This window comes from Roseococcus thiosulfatophilus (assembly GCF_017311575.1).
Taxonomy (GTDB): domain Bacteria; phylum Pseudomonadota; class Alphaproteobacteria; order Acetobacterales; family Acetobacteraceae; genus Roseococcus; species Roseococcus thiosulfatophilus.
Window position 1 is genome coordinate 1 of record NZ_JAFFQY010000011.1, and the last position, 17,822, is coordinate 17,822.

Annotated in this window: 17 protein-coding genes; 12 read left to right on the forward strand and 5 right to left on the reverse strand. The window is 70.4% G+C overall.

Annotated features, from left to right (window positions below):
* The 4 genes from JTN19_RS05655 to JTN19_RS05670 form a co-directional block, all read right to left on the reverse strand.
* A partial coding sequence (locus tag JTN19_RS05655) for an isocitrate/isopropylmalate family dehydrogenase (protein WP_242530908.1) occupies positions 1–689 on the reverse strand: 689 nt, incomplete at its 3' end.
* Positions 686–1,309 carry a 3-isopropylmalate dehydratase small subunit gene (gene leuD / locus JTN19_RS05660; protein ID WP_206931300.1) on the reverse strand — a complete coding sequence of 208 codons (624 nt, stop codon included), beginning with the start codon at positions 1,307–1,309 and terminating at the stop codon, positions 686–688. The genes leuD and JTN19_RS05655, both read right to left, overlap by 4 nt.
* A gap of 5 nt (positions 1,310–1,314) precedes the next feature.
* Positions 1,315–2,712, reverse strand: a complete 1,398-nt coding sequence (leuC, locus tag JTN19_RS05665; RefSeq protein ID WP_206930942.1) for a 3-isopropylmalate dehydratase large subunit — start codon at positions 2,710–2,712, stop codon at positions 1,315–1,317.
* 31 nt (positions 2,713–2,743) lie between these two features.
* Positions 2,744–3,658: an ABC transporter substrate-binding protein gene (locus JTN19_RS05670; RefSeq protein WP_206930943.1), complete on the reverse strand. Its 915-nt coding sequence runs from the start codon at positions 3,656–3,658 to the stop codon at positions 2,744–2,746.
* A 50-nt stretch (positions 3,659–3,708) separates the two neighbouring features.
* On the opposite strand from JTN19_RS05670, the gene JTN19_RS05675 reads away from it, so the two are divergent.
* The 9 genes from JTN19_RS05675 (at position 3,709) to JTN19_RS05715 (ending at position 13,265) form a co-directional block, all read left to right on the forward strand.
* Positions 3,709–4,680 (forward strand): Bug family tripartite tricarboxylate transporter substrate binding protein, encoded by a 972-nt coding sequence (locus tag JTN19_RS05675; RefSeq protein ID WP_206930944.1) that lies wholly within the window; start codon positions 3,709–3,711, stop codon positions 4,678–4,680.
* Between the two features lie 62 nt (positions 4,681–4,742).
* Complete coding sequence (locus JTN19_RS05680) at positions 4,743–5,474, forward strand: SDR family NAD(P)-dependent oxidoreductase (RefSeq protein ID WP_206930945.1); 732 nt, start codon at positions 4,743–4,745, stop codon at positions 5,472–5,474.
* Between the two features lie 69 nt (positions 5,475–5,543).
* Entirely contained in the window at positions 5,544–6,749 is a 1,206-nt protein-coding gene (locus tag JTN19_RS05685) for an acyl-CoA dehydrogenase family protein (protein ID WP_206930946.1), read from the forward strand.
* On the forward strand, positions 6,742–8,082 hold the full coding sequence (locus JTN19_RS05690) for a phosphotransferase (protein ID WP_206930947.1): 1,341 nt from the start codon (positions 6,742–6,744) through the stop codon (positions 8,080–8,082). Before JTN19_RS05685 ends, JTN19_RS05690 begins: the two co-directional genes overlap by 8 nt.
* Before the next feature lie 15 nt (positions 8,083–8,097).
* Entirely contained in the window at positions 8,098–9,225 is a 1,128-nt protein-coding gene (locus tag JTN19_RS05695) for a CaiB/BaiF CoA transferase family protein (protein WP_206930948.1), read from the forward strand.
* Between the two features lie 30 nt (positions 9,226–9,255).
* Positions 9,256–10,422: an acyl-CoA dehydrogenase family protein gene (locus JTN19_RS05700; protein ID WP_206930949.1), complete on the forward strand. Its 1,167-nt coding sequence runs from the start codon at positions 9,256–9,258 to the stop codon at positions 10,420–10,422.
* A gap of 31 nt (positions 10,423–10,453) precedes the next feature.
* The gene (locus JTN19_RS05705; protein WP_206930950.1) at positions 10,454–11,413 is read left to right on the forward strand and encodes a tripartite tricarboxylate transporter substrate binding protein; all 960 of its coding nucleotides are present in this window, start codon (positions 10,454–10,456) and stop codon (positions 11,411–11,413) included.
* A gap of 11 nt (positions 11,414–11,424) precedes the next feature.
* Positions 11,425–12,384 (forward strand): tripartite tricarboxylate transporter substrate binding protein, encoded by a 960-nt coding sequence (locus JTN19_RS05710; RefSeq protein WP_206930951.1) that lies wholly within the window; start codon positions 11,425–11,427, stop codon positions 12,382–12,384.
* The gene (locus JTN19_RS05715) at positions 12,384–13,265 is read left to right on the forward strand and encodes an SDR family oxidoreductase (RefSeq protein WP_206930952.1); all 882 of its coding nucleotides are present in this window, start codon (positions 12,384–12,386) and stop codon (positions 13,263–13,265) included. The genes JTN19_RS05710 and JTN19_RS05715 overlap by 1 nt, the downstream gene beginning before the upstream one ends.
* A 15-nt stretch (positions 13,266–13,280) precedes the next feature.
* Here the strand turns inward: JTN19_RS05715 and JTN19_RS05720 are convergent, their stop codons facing one another.
* Positions 13,281–14,792, reverse strand: a complete 1,512-nt coding sequence (locus JTN19_RS05720) for an AMP-binding protein (RefSeq protein ID WP_206930953.1) — start codon at positions 14,790–14,792, stop codon at positions 13,281–13,283.
* Between the two features lie 100 nt (positions 14,793–14,892).
* On the opposite strand from JTN19_RS05720, the gene JTN19_RS05725 reads away from it, so the two are divergent.
* From JTN19_RS05725 to JTN19_RS05735, 3 genes are all read left to right on the forward strand, one after another.
* The gene (locus JTN19_RS05725) at positions 14,893–15,654 is read left to right on the forward strand and encodes an SDR family NAD(P)-dependent oxidoreductase (RefSeq protein ID WP_206930954.1); all 762 of its coding nucleotides are present in this window, start codon (positions 14,893–14,895) and stop codon (positions 15,652–15,654) included.
* Positions 15,654–17,378, forward strand: a complete 1,725-nt coding sequence (araD, locus tag JTN19_RS05730) for an L-arabinonate dehydratase (RefSeq protein ID WP_206930955.1) — start codon at positions 15,654–15,656, stop codon at positions 17,376–17,378. Before JTN19_RS05725 ends, araD begins: the two co-directional genes overlap by 1 nt.
* A gap of 99 nt (positions 17,379–17,477) precedes the next feature.
* On the forward strand, positions 17,478–17,822 hold the full coding sequence (locus JTN19_RS05735; RefSeq protein WP_206930956.1) for a hypothetical protein: 345 nt from the start codon (positions 17,478–17,480) through the stop codon (positions 17,820–17,822).

Below are 17,822 nucleotides of genomic sequence, written 5' to 3' on the forward strand. Positions count from 1 at the left end.
AGTTGCATGACGCAATTGTCGGCCAGCATGTGTTCCAGCGTCACGTCGGGGTATTCGCGCGCGTGCAGCGCGCCCACCACCTGGCGCCAAAGTGCCCCGGCCTCCATCACATTGGCCTTGTCCACGCTGGTGACGTGCATCCGCCGCGTGCGCGCCAGGTCGAAGGCGAAGCGGGCGGCGCGGGTGATCTGCGCCTCGGTGTAGCTGTGGGTGTTGATGCCGCGCCGGGTGCCGTCCTCCAGCGTCTCCACCCCGCGCGGTTCGCCGAAATAGATGCCGGCGGTGAGTTCGCGGATGAAGATCAGGTCCACGCCCTCGGTGATGCGCGGCTTGTAGGGGCTGGCCTCGGCAAGTGCGGCCGGCATCTTCACGGGCCGCAGGTTGGCGAAGAGGTCGAGCGCCCCGCGCATCCGCAGCAGCGATCCCTTCCGGCGTTCCTCGGGCGGCACGGCGGCGGCCTGGTCGAGGCTGCCCGTGGCGCCGAAGAGGATGGCGTCGGCGTCCTGGATCTGTGCCCAGGTCTCATCCGGCATCATGGTGCCGTGGCGGCGCCAGTTCTCCATGCCGAAATAGCGGTGGGTGATGTCGAGCGCGAGGCCACGGTGGCGCGCGAACCAATCCAGCACGCGCAGCCCCTGTTCCGTCACCTCCGTGCCCACGCCATCCCCGGGCAGGACGAGCAGCTTCATGCCACGCTCTCCCAGGCCCAGCCGCGCGCGGCCTGGTCGCGCGCCTTCCAGGCGGCGATGGCGTCCGCCTGCTTCAGCGTCATTGCGATGTCATCGAGGCCTTGCAGCATCGCCTCCTTCTTGCGGCCATCCACCTGGAAGGGGATTTCGCGGCCGGTGGGCGTCACGACCACCTGGCGCGCGAGGTCCACGGTGGTGCGGGCATTGCCGGGGCTGGCCCCGGTTTCCTCCGCGATGCGACGGATTTCCTCGATGGGCAGGCGCACGGGCAGCAGCCCGTTCTGGAAGCAGTTGGCGAAGAAGATGTCGCCGAAGCTGGGGGCGATGACGCAGCGCACGCCCATGCCCATCAGCGCCCAGACCGCGCCCTCGCGCGAACTCCCGCAGCCGAAATTCTCGGCGGCGAGTAGGATGGGGCTGCCGCGATAGGGCTCGCGGTTGGGGATGAAGTCCGGGTTGTCGCTGCCATCCTTGTTGTAGCGCAGGCGTTCGAAGGCGTAGGGGCCAAGGCCGTCGCGCCCCGTGCCGACGAGCCGCTGGATGGGGATGATGACATCCGTGTCCACATTGGCGGCCATGAGCGGGATGGCGGGGCCGGTGACGGTGGTGAAACTCTGCATGGCCATCAGAAATTCCTCACATCCACGATGGTGCCAGCAAGTGCCGCCGCGGCCGCCATGGCGGGCGAGGCGAGATGCGTCCGCGCCCCCGTGCCCTGCCGCCCCACGAAGTTGCGGTTGGAGGTGGAGACGCAGCGGGCGCCGGGCGGCACCGCCTCGCCATTGGCCGAAACACACAGCGCGCAGCCCGGTTCCCGCCATTCGAAGCCGGCTTCGAGGAAGCGGTGGTGCAGGCCTTCGGCCTCGGCCTCGGCCTTCACCTTCTCGCTGCCCGGCACCACCCAGGCGGTGACGTGCTCGGCGCGCTTGCGGCCGCGCAGCACCTCGGCAGCCGCGCGCAGATCGCTCACGCGGGAATTGGTGCAGGAGCCGATGAAGACCCAGTCCACCTTGGTGCCGATGAGGGGCTGGCCGGGGGCAAGGCCCATGTAGTCCAGAGCGGCCTGCCAGTTGCGGGCGCGGGCCGCGTCGGGGGCTTCCTCCGGGCGGGGGGCGTGGCCGGTCACCGCCGTCACCTGCTCGGGGCTGGTGCCCCAGGTGATCTGCGGCGCGATGGAGGCCATCTCGATCACCTCGTCGCGGGTGAAGCGGGCCTCGGCGTCGGAGGGCAGGCGGCGCCAATCGGCGAGCGCGGCCTCCCAGGCGCGGCCCTTCGGCGCGAAGTCGCGGCCGGCGAGATATTCGAAGGTGGTGTCATCGGGCGCCACCATGCCGACCTTCGCCCCCATCTCGATGGAGAGGTTGCATAGGGTCAGCCGCTCCTCCAGCGACATGGCGCGCACGGCACTTCCGGCATATTCGATGGCCATGCCCGTGCCGGCCGCCGCGCTGAAGCGGCCGATGGCGGCGAGGATCATGTCCTTGGCCGTGACGCCAGCCGGACGCGCGCCCTCGAAGCGGATGCGGAAGGTGCCGGGGCGGCGCTGCGGCAGGGTCTGCGTTGCCAGCGCGTGGCTGAGTTCGGAGGCGCCGATGCCGAAGGCCATGGCCCCCACCCCGCCATTGGTGCAGGTGTGGCTATCCCCGCAAGCAAGGGTCAGGCCCGGCAACACGATGGCCATCTCGGGCGCCACCACATGCACGATGCCGTTGCCGCGCTGGCCCAGGTCGAACATCCGCACGCCTTCCGCCGCGCAGCGGGCACGCAGGCTCTTCAGCAGCTTCGCACCGACCGGGAAGGTCTCGGCGGTGCGGCCGGGCGCGGAGCTGACGGCGTGGTCGGGCGTGGCGAAGACATGGCGCGGCTCGGCCACCTTGTAGCCGGCCTCCGCCACCTCCTGCATGGCGCGGCCGCCCGAGAGGTCATGCACCAGGATGCGGTCGAGGTAGAGCAGCGACCAGCCCTCGCCGAGATCAGCGACAACGTGCTGATCCCAGATGCGGTCGAACATGGTGCTGGGCATTCTTGATTCCTCCCCCGGTCTTGCGGGTCTTTCAGGCAAGCGCGCGGCGCACGATCTCGTCATCCACGCAGGCGGTGTAACCTGGCGCGCGCCTGATGGCGCCGGCGGTGAGCATGTGCCGCTCCAGCCGCTCGAAAGGTTCGGGCGGGAAGTGGGGCGTGCGGGTCCAGATGCCCAGTTCCAGATAGCGCGCGATGGCGCGTTCCATCACCGCCGCATCCAGGTCCGGGAAATAGGGGCGGATGGTGGCGGCGATGGCGGCGGGGCCGGCGGCGTGGAACCAGCGCTGCGTGGTGGCCAGCGCGCGGATCATCGCCATGAACTCCGGCGCGTATTCCGCGATGTTGGCCGCGGTGGAATAGAAGGTGGTGTAGCTGGTGGGCCCGCGCGCGGCGCAAGCGTGCCAGACATGGCCCGTGCCCGCCATTTCCATCTGCGACACCAGCGGCTCGAAGAGCTGCGCGACATCGAGGCGGCCTTCCGCCACCGCCGCCGCGTTCTCGGCCATGGAACGGTCGGTGACGCGGCTCAGCGTGGTGGGATCAACGCCCGCCTGGCGCACATCCTCCTGCAAGGCCCACCAGGGTGTCGGCACCTCGGCCACGGTGCCGAGCGTCATCCCCGCCAGGTCACGCAGCGTGAAGCCTGGGCGTGGTTCGCGGCCCACCAGCAGGAAGGGATCGCCCAATATGGCCGCGCCGAAGTTGCGCAGCGGGCAGGCAGGGTCGGCGTCATGCGCGAGCAGGATGCGCATGGGCCCACCCCAGGCGAGATGCGCGGCCCCGCCCAGCACGCTGTCCTTCGCGAGCGAGGGCACCTCGCCCGGCAGCACGCGCACCGTGACACCTTCCGCCGCATAGGCATCGCGCGCGAGCGCGGCATAGTAGGGCGCATAAAACAATGCGCGGAATGGTTCTTGCAGATTGATCTGGCGCAGCGTGCTCATGGGGTTAGTGTCGCCCAGGCACGCCGAAACGCAAGATGAGGAACTGATCCATGCCGCTTCCGCATTCTTCCCGTCGTTCACTGCTGGGCGCCGGCGCGGCACTTGCCCTGCCCGGCCTCGCGCGCGCGCAGGGGGCCTTTCCCAACCGCCCCCTTCGCATGCTGATCCCGGTCGGCGTGGGCGGCGTGACCGACATCGTGGGCCGCGTGATGGCGGAGGCGCTGCAAGCCGCGCTCGGCCAGCCCGTGGTGCCCGAGAACCTGGTGGGCGCGGGCAGCCGCGTGGGTGCCGCGGGTTTCCACCGCCTGCCCAATGACGGCTACACCGTCTTCATCGGCACCAACAACCACCCGGTGATGCAGGCGATAGACCCGAACTTCCCGCACCACCCGATCCGCGACTTCGAGCCCATCTCGCTCGTCGCGCAGCAGCCTTTCGTCTTGGCCGTGCACCCCGACGTGCCGGCGAATGACCTGCCCAGCCTGCTCACCTGGCTGCGCGCCCAGGGCGAGCGCGCGAATTTCGGCACGGCCGCGCCCGGCGCCACGAACTACATGGCGGGCGCGCTGTTCCAGCAATTGTCGGGGACGAGCTTCACCCTGGTGCCCTATCGCACCGCGGCCCAGGCGGTGGCGGACCTGCTGGCCGGGCGCATGCAGCTGTCCATCGACAGCCCCACGCTGATGATGCCGCTGATCCGCGACGGGCGCCTGCGCGCCATCGCGGTGACGAGCGAGGGGCCGTCGGCGCTGGTGCCCAACCTGCCGCCCATCGCCACCGCCCTGCCCGGCTATGCGCTGGTGGCCTGGCAGGTGCTGTTCCTGCGACCCGGCGCGCCGGAGGACGCCAAGCGCATCCTGACCGAGACCGCCGCCCGCGTGCTGCGCGACCCCGCGACCCTCGAAAAGCTGCGCGGCGCCAATGTGGAGCCCTGGCCCGACGCCACCCCCGCCGCCGCCGCCCGCCATGTGGCGCGCGAGGTGGAGGTCTGGGCGCCCATCGCCGAACGCATCCCGCGCTGAAGCCAGCTTGACCTCACGCGCCGAGCGGCCAAACCTCCCCGGAGCGATGGGGAGGGGCGGCCATGTTCGCATTGAACGGCAAGCGCGCGCTGGTGACGGGGGCGAGCGGCCTGCTGGGCGCGCATTTCGCCCGCGTGCTGCGCGGCGCGGGGGCGGAGGTTGTGCTGGCCGCGCGCCGCCCCGAGGCCTGCGCGGCGCTGGCTGAGGAACTCGGCGCCACCGTGGTGGCGCTCGACGTGCAGGCGCCGGAGAGCGTGGCACCCGCCTTCGACGCGGCGGGGCGCGTGGACATATTGGTGAACAATGCCGGCATCGCCGCCACGCGCGGCTTCCTGGAGCATTCCCTGGAGGATTTCGACCGCGTGCTGGACGTGAACCTGCGCGGCGCCTTCCTGGTGGGGCAGGAGGCGGCGCGGCGCATGGCGGCGGCGAAGACGGGTGGCGCCATCATCAACATCGCCTCGGTGCTGGGGGCGCGGATCATTCCAGGTGTCGCGGGCTATACGGCGGCCAAGGCGGGGCTGGTGCATCTCACGCGGCAGATGGCGGTGGAACTGGCGCGGCACAACATCCGCGTGAACGCGATCGCACCCGGCTACATCGCCTCCGACATCAACGCCGAATTCTTCGCGACCGAGGCCGGGCAGGCCATGGTCAAGCGCATCCCGCAGCGGCGCCTGGGCAACCCTGACGACCTCAGCGGCCCGCTGCTGCTGCTCGCCTCCGACGCCGGCCGCCACATGACGGGCAGCGTGGTGACGGTGGATGGCGGGCATTCCGTGAACCCACTTTAGGGCAGATCGCGCCGGGCCGATGGCGGCCCGGTGCGTGAAGATGCCCGTAAAACATTAGGACGGCGACACATGGACTTCACCCTCGACCCCCGCAGCGAAGCCAAGCGCCAGGCCGTGCGCGCCTTCGTGCAGGACCGGCTGATTCCGCTGGAGGCCGACCGCGCGAATTACGACGAGCATGAGAACATCGCGCCCGCGCTGCTGAAGACGCTGCGCGCGGAGGTGAAGGCGGCGGGCCTCTGGTGCCTGCAACTGCCCGAGGAGATCGGCGGCCAGGGCCTGCCCTTCACCGGCATGGCCGCCTGCTACGAGGAGATGAACCGCTCCATCTTCGGCCCCGTCTGCTTCAACTCCGCCGCCCCCGATGACGGCAACATGATGGTGATGAACAAGGTCGGCACGCCGCACCAGAAGGAATGGTGGATGATGCCGGTGGTGCGGGGCGAGGTGCAGTCCAGCTTCGCCATGACCGAGCCCGAGGGCGCGGGCAGCGACCCTGGCATGACGCTGACGCGCGCCGAGCGCGTGGGCAATGACCGCTGGCGCATTTACGGCCGCAAGTGGTTCATCACCGGCGCGGGCGAGAGCAAGCATTTCATCGTGATGGCGCGCACCAGCGACGACGCGCGCAAGGGCCTCACCGCCTTCCTCTTCCACGCCGACCAGCCCGGCTGGAAGATCGAGCGGCGCATCCCGATCATGGGCCCGGAGGAACATGGCGGGCATTGCGAGATCACCTTCGACGGGCTCGAAATCCCGGACGAGAATGTGGTGATGGGCGTGGGCGATGGCTTGAAGCTCACGCAGATCCGGCTTGGCCCGGCACGTCTCACACACTGCATGCGCTGGACGGGCCTCGGCCGCCGCGCGCTGGAAATCGCCATGGCGCGCATCGAGCAGCGCCACGCCTTCGGCCAGAAGCTCGCCGACAAGGAGAGCATCCAGATGATGGTGGGCGAGGCGGCGATGCAGCTCGACATCTCGCGGATGCTGACCATGCGCGCGGCCTGGAAGCTCGACCAGGGCGATTTCGCGCGCAAGGAGATCAGCACCGCCAAAATCGTCGCCGCCGACGCGTTGCACCGCGCGGCCGACACCGCGCTGCAATTGCTGGGGGCCCGCGGCTACTCCAAGGACACGATCGTGGAGTGGATCTACCGCTATGCCCGCCAGGCGCGGCTGGTGGATGGCGCCTCCGAGGTGCACCGCATGGTGATCGCCAACTTCCTCCGCCGCGAGGGCGGTGACTACTTCGGCTGGCGCACCCATGGATGAGGCGCGGCTTGGCGCCTGGCTGAGCCAGGCGGCGGGTGCGCCTGTTGCCATCCGCGCGGCCTCGCTGCTGACGGGGGGTGCGATCCAGCAGAACTGGCTGCTGGCCGTCACGCGCGGCGGCGCGCCGGAAGAGTGGGTGCTGCGGACGGACAATGCCGCCACCCTCGCCGTCTCGCTGCCGCGGCTGGAGGAGTTCGCGCTGTTCCAGGCGGCGCATGCGGCGGGTGTGACGGTGCCCGAACCCCTCTTCGCCTGCGCCGACAGCTCGGTGCTGGGTGCCCCCTTCTTCGTGATGCGCCGCGTGGCCGGGCGTGCGACGGCGCACAAGCTGGCCAAGGAAGCGGCGGCGAAGGGCGGCGATGACGCGCTGGTGAGGGCACTCGGGCGCGAGTTGGCGCGCATCCATCGCATCACGCCGCCGCGCACGGACCTCGCCTTCCTGGGCGCACCGCCCGCCGACCCCGCCCAGGCCTTCGTGGCCGCGATGCGCGCGCGGCTGAACGCCGCCGGCACGCCGCGCCCTGTGCTGGAATGGGGGCTGGAGGCGCTCTCCCGCCACGCGCCGCCGCCCCTGCCGCCCGTGCTGAACCACAATGACTTCCGCACCGGCAACCTGATGGTGGAGGGCGGCCGGCTGACGGCGGTGCTCGACTGGGAATTCGCCGCCTGGGGCGACCCGCATGCCGATCTGGGCTGGTTTTGCGCGCCCTGCTGGCGCTTCGGCAACCGCGCGCTGGAGGCGGGGGGGCTGGGCTCCCGCGCCGCCTTCCTCGCGGGATATGCCGAGGCGGCCGCCCCGCCCGACCCCGACCGCCTGCCCTTCTGGGAGCTGGCCGCGACCCTCCGCTGGGCGGTGATCGCGGCGGACCAGGGCGCGCGGCATCTCTCGGGGCGCGAGCGCGGGCTGGAGCTGGCGCTGACGGCGCAGATCGTGCCCGAGCTGGAACTCGACATCCTGGCGCAGGTGGACGGGCTGGAGGGTGTTGCGGTGCAGCCGACTGCACCGGAAGCCGTGCCGCGCCACGCGCCCTCGCCGCTGCTGGAGGCACCGGACGCCGCCGACCTCCTCGCCACCGCGCGCGAGGCGCTGCTGGGCAAGCTGCTGCCCGCCCTGCCGCCCGCCCTGCACTACGAGGCGCGGATGGCGGCCAATGCCATCGCCATCGCCTCGCGTGCCATCGGCGTGGCGCCGGGCTTCGAGGTGGACCTCGCGGCGTTGGCCACCGAAATCCGCAACGGCACCGCGCGGCGGGAGGAGGTGCGCGCCCTGCTGCGCCGCCTCGCCCGGCTGCGCTGCGCCATCAGCAACCCACGCGCCCTCGGCGCCACCTAGGAGGAGAGAAACGACATGGGTCCATTGCGCGGGGTGAAGGTGCTGGAAATGGCGGGCATCGGCCCCGGCCCCTTCTGCGCCATGCTGCTGGCCGACTTGGGCGCCACGGTGATCCGCGTCGAACGCCCCGACGGCCCGCCCGGCGACCGGCGCGACGTGGTGATGCGCGGCCGCCGCTCCCTCGCGCTGGACCTCAAGAACCCGAAGGCGGTGGAGGCCGTGCTGCGCTTGGCGGAACAATCCGACGTGCTGATCGAGGGCTTCCGGCCCGGCGTCATGGAGCGTCTGGGCCTCGGCCCCGAGGCGGTGCGCGGCCGCAACCCGCGCCTGGTCTATGGCCGCATGACGGGCTGGGGGCAGGACGGGCCCATGGCCAAGCTGGCGGGCCATGACATCAACTACATCGCGCTGACGGGCGCGCTGCACGCGATGGGCCGGGCGGGCGAGCCCCCTGCCCCGCCGCTGAACCTGGTGGGCGATTACGGCGGCGGCGGCATGCTGCTCGCCATGGGCATCATGGCGGCCCTGGTGGAGCGGGCCACCAGCGGCGAGGGCCAGGTGGTGGACGCCGCCATGGTGGATGGCGCGGCCCTGCTGATGGCGCCCATCTTCGGCATGAAGGCGCGCGGGCGCTGGGGTGCCAAGCGCGGCGCCAATTTCCTCGACGGCGCGGCCAGCTTCTATGACAGCTATGAATGCGCCTGCGGGGGCTTCGTGGCCGTCGGCGCCATCGAGCCGCAATTCTTCGCGGAGATGCTGGCGCGCATGGGCCTCGACCCCGCCCGTTTCGACGACCGGATGAGCCCCGCCCGCTGGGCCGAACACAAGGCGATTCTGGCCGAGGCCTTCCGCGCCCGCACGCGCGACGAATGGGCGGCGGTGTTCGCGGACAGCGATGGCTGCGTGGCGCCCATCCTCTCCATGGAGGAGGCGCCCGCCCACCCGCACAACGCGGCCCGCGGCACCTTCGTGGAGTGGGATGGCGCCGTGCAGCCCGCCCCCGCGCCGCGCTTCTCGCGCACGCCGGCGGAGATGGGCGCGCCGCCGGCGCTGAAGGGCGAGCACAGCCGGGAGGTGCTGGCGGAATTCGGCTTCGCGCCGGACGAAATCGAAGCCCTCGCGCCCGCCGCGCCCGCGCGCTAGCCTCGCGGCCAAGAAACCCGGAGAACGTCCATGGACACCAACGCCGCCGCCGCGCGCCCCTTCCGGGCCCGGACCATCTTCTCGACCGAGCACGAGATGTTCCGCGACCAGGTGCGCCGCTTCGTGGAGCGGGAGGTCGCGCCGCACCACCGCGACTGGGAACATGCGGGCGTGGTGCCGCGCGAACTCTGGCGCCGCGCGGGCGAGCAGGGCCTGCTCTGCACCATGCTGCCCGAGGAGCTGGGCGGCGCGGGCGGGGATTTCGGCCATGCCTGCATCGTGCTGGAGGAGCTGGCCCGCGTGAACGCCTCGGGCGTGGCCTTCCAACTGCATTCGGACATCGTGGTGCCCTATATCCAGCACTACGCCACGCCGGAGAAGCGCGCGGAATGGCTGCCGAAGATGGTCTCGGGCGAGATGATCGGTGCCATCGCCATGACCGAGCCGGGCATGGGCAGCGACCTCAAGGCCGTGCGCACCTCCGCCGTGCGCGATGGCGATGAGTGGGTCATCAACGGGTCCAAGACCTTCATCTCGAACGGGCAGAATGCGGGCCTGGTCATCGTGGTCTGCCGCACGGATCCGGAAGCCGGGCGGCGCGGCATGTCGCTGATCTGCGTGGAGGAGGGCACGCCCGGCTTCACCCGCGGCCGCAACCTCGAGAAGATCGGCATGCACGCCCAGGACACGAGCGAGCTGTTCTTCGAGGATGTGCGCGTGCCCGCCGCCAACCTGCTGGGCGAGCTGAACATGGGCTTCCGCCAGCTGATGCACCAGCTGCCGCAGGAGCGGCTGATCATCGCCGTGCGCTGCGGCATCAGCATGGAGACCATGCTGGAGAAGACCATCGAATACACCAAGCAGCGGCAGATCTTCGGCCAGACGGTGTTCGACTTCCAGGTGCACCGCTTCAAGCTGGCCCAGGCCAAGGCCGAGATCGGCATGTTCCGCGTCTATCTGGACGACTGCATCGCCCGCCACATGAAGGGCGAGCTTTCGGCGGAGGAGGCGGCGGCGGTGAAGCTGCTGGGCACCGAGATGCAGAACCGGCTGCTGGATGATTTCCTGCAGATGCATGGCGGCTATGGCTACATGGCCGAATACGAGATCGGCCGCGCCTGGGCCGATGCGCGGGTGGGCCGGATCTACGGCGGCTCCTCCGAGGTGATGCGAGAGATCATCGCGCGCACGCTGTAAGAACGAAAAGAACCTACAGGGAGAACGTCACATGAACCGTCGCAAGCTGCTGCTGGCGGGGCTGGCCGCCCCGGCCTTCGCCCCCGGCCTCGCCGCCGCGCAATCCTTCCCCAGCCGCCCCATCACGCTGCTGGTGCCCTTCCCGCCAGGGGGGGCCACCGACATCCAGATGCGCAGCTTCGCCGAGGCCGCGACGCGCGCCTTCGGCGTGAACGTCATCACGGAAAACCGGCCGGGGGCCGGCGCCACGCTCTCGGCCTCGACGGTCGCGCGCGCGCGGCCCGATGGCTACACCATCGCGCAGTTCCCGCTGCCGGCCATGCGCCTGCCCTTCATGCAGCGCATGGCCTTCAACCCGCGCACCGACTTCACGCCCATCATGCACCTGACGGGCTATCTCTTCATCATGTGCGTGCGCGGCGACAGCCCCTACCGCACATGGGCCGACCTGGTGGCCGATGCGCGGCGCCGCCCGGGCGAGGTCCGCATCGGCAACACCGGCGCCAATGGCACGCCGCATCTGGCCAATATCGACATCGCCACGCGGTCCAACATCGAGATCATCCACGTTCCCTTCCGGGGCGAGGGCGATGCCATCCCGGCCCTGCTGGGTGGCCATATCGAAGCCACCGCCAGCGGCTCGGGGCCGCTGCAGCTCATCACCGAGGGGCGGCTGCGCGCGCTGAACGTCTGGACGCGCGAACGCTCGCGCCGCATCCCCGATGTGCCGACACTGATCGAACTGGGCTTCCAGGACATGGTCATCACCTCGCCCTATGGCTTGGTCGGCCCCGCGGGCATGGATCCCGAGATTGTGGAGAAGCTGCACCAGGGCTTCCGCACCGCGCTGAACGACCCCGCGCACCTGGCCACGCTGGAGCGCCTGGACATGCCGGTGGAATACCTGAACCCCGCCGACTACGGCGCCTTCATCCAGCGCACCGTGAACGAGGAAGAGGCCCGCGTGACGCGCCTCGGCCTGCGCGGTTGAGGAGGCGCCAGATGAACCGTCGCAACCTGCTGCTGGCCGGCCTCGCCGCGCCGGCCTTCGCCCCCGGCCTCGCCGCCGCGCAGAGCTTCCCCAGCCGGCCCATCACCCTGCTGGTGCCCTTCCCGCCGGGTGGTTCGACCGACATCCAGATGCGCGCCTTCGCCGAGGCCGCCACGCGCGCCTTCGGCGTGAACGTCATCACGGAAAACCGGCCGGGGGCGGGCGCCACGCTTTCGGCGGCCGCCATGCTGCGGACGCCGCCCGATGGCTACACCATCGCGCAGCTTCCCCTGCCCGCGCTGCGCCTGCCCTTCATGCAGCGCATGGCCTTCAACCCACGTACCGACTTCACGCCCATCATCCACCTGACGGGCTACCTGTTCATGATGTGCGTGCGCCAGGACAGCCCCTACCAGAGCTGGGCGGACCTGCTGGCCGATTGCCGCCGCCGCCCGGGCGAGGTGCGCTGGGGCAATACCGGCGCCAATGGCACCCCGCATTTGACGCTGGTGGACATCGCGCAGCGCGAGAACCTGGACGTCATCCACGTCCCCTTCCGCGGCGAGGCCGACAGCACGCCCAACATCCTGGGCGGGCATATCGAGGCGGCGGCGACGGGTTCGGGGCCGCTCACCCTCATCGCGCAGGGGCGGATGCGGGCCTTGAACGTCTGGTCGCGCGAACGCTCGGCCAAGATCCCCGACGTGCCGACGCTGACCGAGCTGGGCTACGAGAACATGGTCGTCACCTCGCCCTATGGGCTGGTGGGGCCGCGCGGCATGAACCCCGAGATCGTCCATCGCCTGCACGAGGGCTTCCGCGCGGCGCTGCACGACCCCGCGCACCTGGCGACCCTGGAGCGGATCGACATGCCGCTCGAATACCTCAACACCGCTGACTACGCAGCCTTCATGGCCCGCACGACCGATGAGGAAGAGGCGCGGGTGACGCGCCTGGGGCTCAGGATGTGATGTTCGCGCCCGACTTCATGGCGGGGCAGCGCGTCCTCGTCACCGGGGGCGGGTCGGGGCTCGGCCGGATGATGGCCGAGTTCCTGCTGACCCATGGCGCGGAGGTGGAGATCTGGGGAAGGCGCGCGCCGGTGCTCGAAGCCGCCTGCGCCGAGCTCAACGCCGCCCACCCCGGCCGCGCGCGCTTCCAGGCGGTGGACATCAAGGACGCCGATGCCGTCGAGGCCGCCATCGCGGCCAGCTTCGCGGCCGGGCACGGGCCCACGCGGCTGATCAACAACGCGGCGGGCAACTTCATCTCCCGCACCGAGGACCTGTCGCATCGCGGCTTCCGCGCCGTCTCGGACATCGTCTTCAACGGGACCTTCCACGTCACCCATGCGCTGGGCAAGCGCTGGATCGCCGAGGGCACGGGGGGTGCCATCGTCACCATCCTCGTCACCTGGATCTGGACGGGGTCGCCCTTCGTGGTGCCGTCCGCCATGTCCAAGGCGGGGCTGGACGCCATGACGAAGTCGCTCGCCATCGAGTGGGGGCGGCATGGCATCAGGCTGAACGGCATCGCGCCTGGCCTCATCCCGACCGAAGGCATGCTCGCCCGCATCCGCCCCGGCGAGAACGACCCGGCCGCCAAGTGGAACGCGCGCAACCCGCTGGGCCGCACCGGCACGCCCGAGGATATCGGCCGCCTGGCTGGCTTCCTGCTGAGCGACGGCGCGGGCTGGATCACGGGCCAGACCGTGGCACTCGATGGCGGGCAGTGGCTGGCCAATGGCGCGGGGTCCTACACGGAATACCTGGCCTGGGGCGATGCCGAATGGAACGAGGCGCGCGAACGCATCAAGGCGCGCAACGCGGCGGACAAGGCGCAGCGCGCGTAGCGCTGCCCCCACGCGCTACAGGTAGCGTTCCTTGAGCACGCGGCGGAGCAGCTTGCCCGCCTCGCTGCGCGGGAGCTCGTCGAGGAACTCCACGGCGCGCGGCTGCTTGGGGCCGGCCAGCTCGCGCTTGCACAGCGCCAGCAGGTCTTGCGCCAGGGCATCGGTGCCGGGCGGATGGCGCGGCACGATCAGGGCGCGCGGGCGTTCGCCGAACTCCTCGTCCTTCACGCCGATGACGGCGGCCTCGCTCACCTCGGGATGGGTGAGGAGGACGGCCTCGATCTCGGCGGGATAGACGTTGACGCCGCCGGACAGGATCAGGTCCGCGCGGCGGTCGGAGAGGAAGAGGAAGCCGTCCTCGTCCAGCCAGCCCAGGTCATGCAGGCTGGCCCAGCCGCGGTCGTTGTAGGCCTGGGCGGTCTTGTCAGTGTCATTGTGGTAGGCGAAGCGGGGGCCGCCCTCGAACCAGATGCGGCCGGTCTCGCCCGGCGGCAACTCCCGCCCTTCATCGTCGAGGATATGGACCTTGCCATAGGCCGGGCGGCCGACGGAGCCGGGCTTGTGCAGCCAGGTCTCGCTGTCGATGAAGCAGGTGCCGATGCCCTCGCTGCCCGCGTAGTACTCGCGGATAATGGGGCCCCACCACTCGATCATCGCGCGCTTGACGGGCACGGGGCATGGCGCGGCGGCGTGGATGGCGCAGCGGTGGCTGGAGAGGTCATGGTTGGCGCGGACGGCCTCCGGCAGGGCCAGCAGCCGCACGAACATGGTGGGCACCCATTGGCTGTGGGTGACGCGGTGCCGCGCGATCAGGCGCAGGCAGCGCTCGGCGTCGAACTTCCTCAGGATGACGGCGGTGCCGCCATGGTCCATGGCGCGCTGGACATAGCGATTGGGCGCGGCGTGATAGAGCGGCGCGGGCGAGAGATACACCGTGGTCTCGTCGAAGCCGTAGAAACCCTTCCACGTCATGTCGAATTCGGACTTGTGCCGGTCCTCGTAGGGAATGAGGGGGCGGCGGATGCCCTTGGGCAGGCCCGTGGTGCCCGACGAATAAAGGAACTCCCGCCCGATCGGCCTTGCGCCCGGCCAGGTGGTCGGGTTGCCCTCCAGCAGTTCGGCCAGCGGCGCGAAGCCGGGCAGCGCGCCGCCCGCGGCATAGCGGTGCGCGATGCCGCCCAGGTCCAGCGCGCCGGCCAGCGTGGCGAGGGAGGCGCTCGCCACCAGCAGCGCCGCGCCCGAATCGCGCAATACATGCGCGACCTCGTTGGGGCGCAGGTGGATGGAGAGCGGCGTGACCATCAGCCCCGCCCGCTTCGCGCCATAGGTCAGGATGAGGAAGTCCGGCCCGTTTTCCAGCAGCAGGGCGATGCCCTGGCCGGGCTCCAGGCCAAGGGCGATGAACCCATGCGCCGCCTGGTTCGCCCGGGTGTCGAGCTCGCGGAAGGTCAGCGCCTCGCCCGAATCCGGAAAGATGGCGGCCAGCTTGTCCGGCGTGCGCGCGGCGCGTTCGGCGAGCAGCGGCATGGACGTTCCTCATGTTGTTTCATGGCATGGTCGTGAGGGCGGCGGCTTGCGTCAAGCAAGGGGAAGTGGTGCGCTGCGCCTGCAATTCGGGAGAAGACGCATGGATGTTCAGGGTGCCGTCGCGATCGTGACGGGGGGCGCCTCCGGGCTCGGACTGGCCAGTGCCAGGCGGCTGGCGGCCAAGGGCGCCAAGGTCATGATCGTGGATCTCGAGACCAGCAATGGTGAGGCCGTGGCCAAGGAGCTGGGCGGCCGGTTCGCCGCCGCCGACGTGACCGACGAGGCGACCATGCAGGCGGCCGTGGCGCAGGCCGAGACGATGGGCCCCGTGCGCGTGCTGGTGCATTGCGCGGGCCGTGGCGGCGCGCTGCGCATCCTGGAGCGCGACGGCACGCCGGGCAGCCTCGCGCATTTCGAGAACATCATCCGCGTGAACCTGACGGGCACCTTCAACGCGGTGCGCCTGGCCGCCGCGGCGATGGCCAAGACCGAGGCGATGGCGGATGGCGAGCGCGGCGTGTGCATCCTGACCGCGTCCGTGGCCGGCTATGAGGGGCAGATCGGGCAGATCCCCTATGCGTCGTCCAAGGCGGGCGTCATCGGCTTCACCATCTGCGCGGCGCGCGACCTGGCGAGCAAGTCCATCCGCGTCTGCACCATCGCGCCGGGCATCTTCGACACGCCCATGCTGCAAAGGCTGGCGGACCCCATCAAGCAGTCGCTGGCGCAGACGGTGCCGAACCCACATCGGCTGGGCAACCCGGATGAGTATGGCAAGCTCGCGATGATGATCGTGGAAAACGGCTACCTGAACGGCGAGACCATCCGCCTCGACGGCGCCATCCGCATGGCGCCCCGCTGATGCGCAAGCGGCCCGAGGACCTCCGCAGCCATCGCTGGTTCGGCGTCGAGACCATGCGCTCGGCCAACCACCGTTCGCGACTTCTGCAACTGGGCTTCGGGCCGCAGGAATTCCGCGGAAGGCCGGTGATCGGGGTGATCAACACCTGGTCCGACCTGATGCATTGCCACGGCCATTTCCGCGAGCGCGCGCAGGATGTGAAGCGCGGCGTCTGGGCGGCGGGGGGCTTCCCCGTGGAAATCCCGGCGATGGCGCTGCCGGAGGTGTTCCAGAAGCCCTCCACCATGCTCTACCGCAACTTCCTGGCGATGGAGACGGAGGAGATTGCGCGCAGCCTGCCGCTGGATGGCCTCGTGCTGATGGGCGGCTGCGACAAGACCGGCCCCGCGCTGATCATGGGCGCCATCAGCATGGGGCTGCCGGCCATCTATGTGCCGGCCGGGCCGATGCTGAGCGGCAACTGGCGCGGGCGGAAGCTCGGTTCGGGCAGCGATGTGTGGAAGTATTATTCGGAACTGCGCGCGGGCACGATCGCGCAATCCGACTGGAACGAGATGGAGGCGGGGCTTTCCCGCTCCGCCGGCACCTGCATGACGGCGGGCACGGCCAGCACCATGGCGCTGGCCGCCGAGGCGCTGGGGCTGACCCTGCCGGGGGCCGGCAGCATCCCCGCCGTGGACAGCGCCCATCCGCGCATGGCGGCGGCGGCGGGCAGCCGCATCGTGGAGATGGTGTGGGAAGACCTCACCATCACCCGCCTGCTGGACCAGCGCAGCCTGGACAATGCGGTGGCGGCGACCATGGCCTTCGGCGGCTCCACCAACGCCATCCCGCACCTCGTCGCCATCGCGCGGCGGGCGGGCATTGCGATGGACCTGGAGCGGTTTGATGCCATCAGCGCGCGCGTGCCGCTGATCGCGAATTTGCGCCCCAATGGCGACCGTTACCTGATGGAGGACTTCTTCTATGCCGGGGGCAGCCGGGGCTTCCTCGCGACCCTGGCGCCACACCTGGCGCTGGATGCCATCACGGTGAACGGCACGCTGGGCGCGCAGCTGGAAGGGGCCGAGGTGTTCGACCGCGACGTGATCCGCGCCCTCGACAACCCGCTGCACCCCAATGGCGGCGTGGTGGTGCTGCGCGGTTCGCTGGCCCCTGATGGCGCGGTCATCAAGCAGAGTGCCGCCAGCCCCGAGAAGCTCTTCCACACCGGCCCCGCGGTGGTGTTCGAGGACTACAACGACCTCGACGCGCGGCTGGACGACCCCGCGCTGGAGGTGACGCCGGACAGCGTGCTGGTGCTGAAGAATGCCGGCCCCGTGGGGGGCCCCGGCTTCCCCGAATGGGGCATGCTGCCCATCCCGAAGAAGCTGCTGGCGCTGGGCGTGCGCGACATGGTGCGCGTCTCGGACGCCCGCATGTCGGGCACCAGCTATGGCACCTGCGTGCTGCACGTCGCGCCCGAGGCGGCGCTGGGCGGGCCGCTGGCACTTGTGCGCGACGGCGACATGATCCGGCTCGACGTGGAGGGGCGGCGGCTGGACCTGCTGGTGGAGGCGGCCGAACTCGAAGCCCGCCGCGCCGGCTTCACGCCGCGCAAGCCCGTGCAGGCGCGCGGCTGGACGGGGCTCTACCAGGCCCATGTGCGCCAGGCGGACACCGGTTGCGACATGGATTTCCTGGAGCGCGGCGCCGAACCGGTGGAAGAGCCGGAAATTCATTAGGAGGAAATTTCTGGGGTCAAGCGTTTTCAGCCCGTCCCCTTCTGCCATACTGGCGACCGGGGGCGGCACCCTTCGCCCCGGGACATCGAGGGAGAAGCCATGATGAAGCCGCGCAACTGGATGCTGGGCCTCGCGCTGGCCGCCGGCATCGGCATCGGCACGGTCCAGGCCGCGACCGTGACCACCGCCTGGGAAGCCATCAGCGACGGGCAGGATGCCTGCCTCAACACCGGCGTGGAGGCCACGCGGCAGGCGGGCTTCCGCGGCAGCATCTCCAATGACCGCCAGACGGTGTTCGGCTGGCGCGGCGATGACAGCATCGCCATCCGCTGCATCGGCGACCGACGGCTCGCGGTCATCTTCATCTATGTGGTGAGCCGCGAGGACAACAACGCGCTGCTGCAGACGGTGCGGAACACCTATCGCCGGCCGACGAAGGGGTGA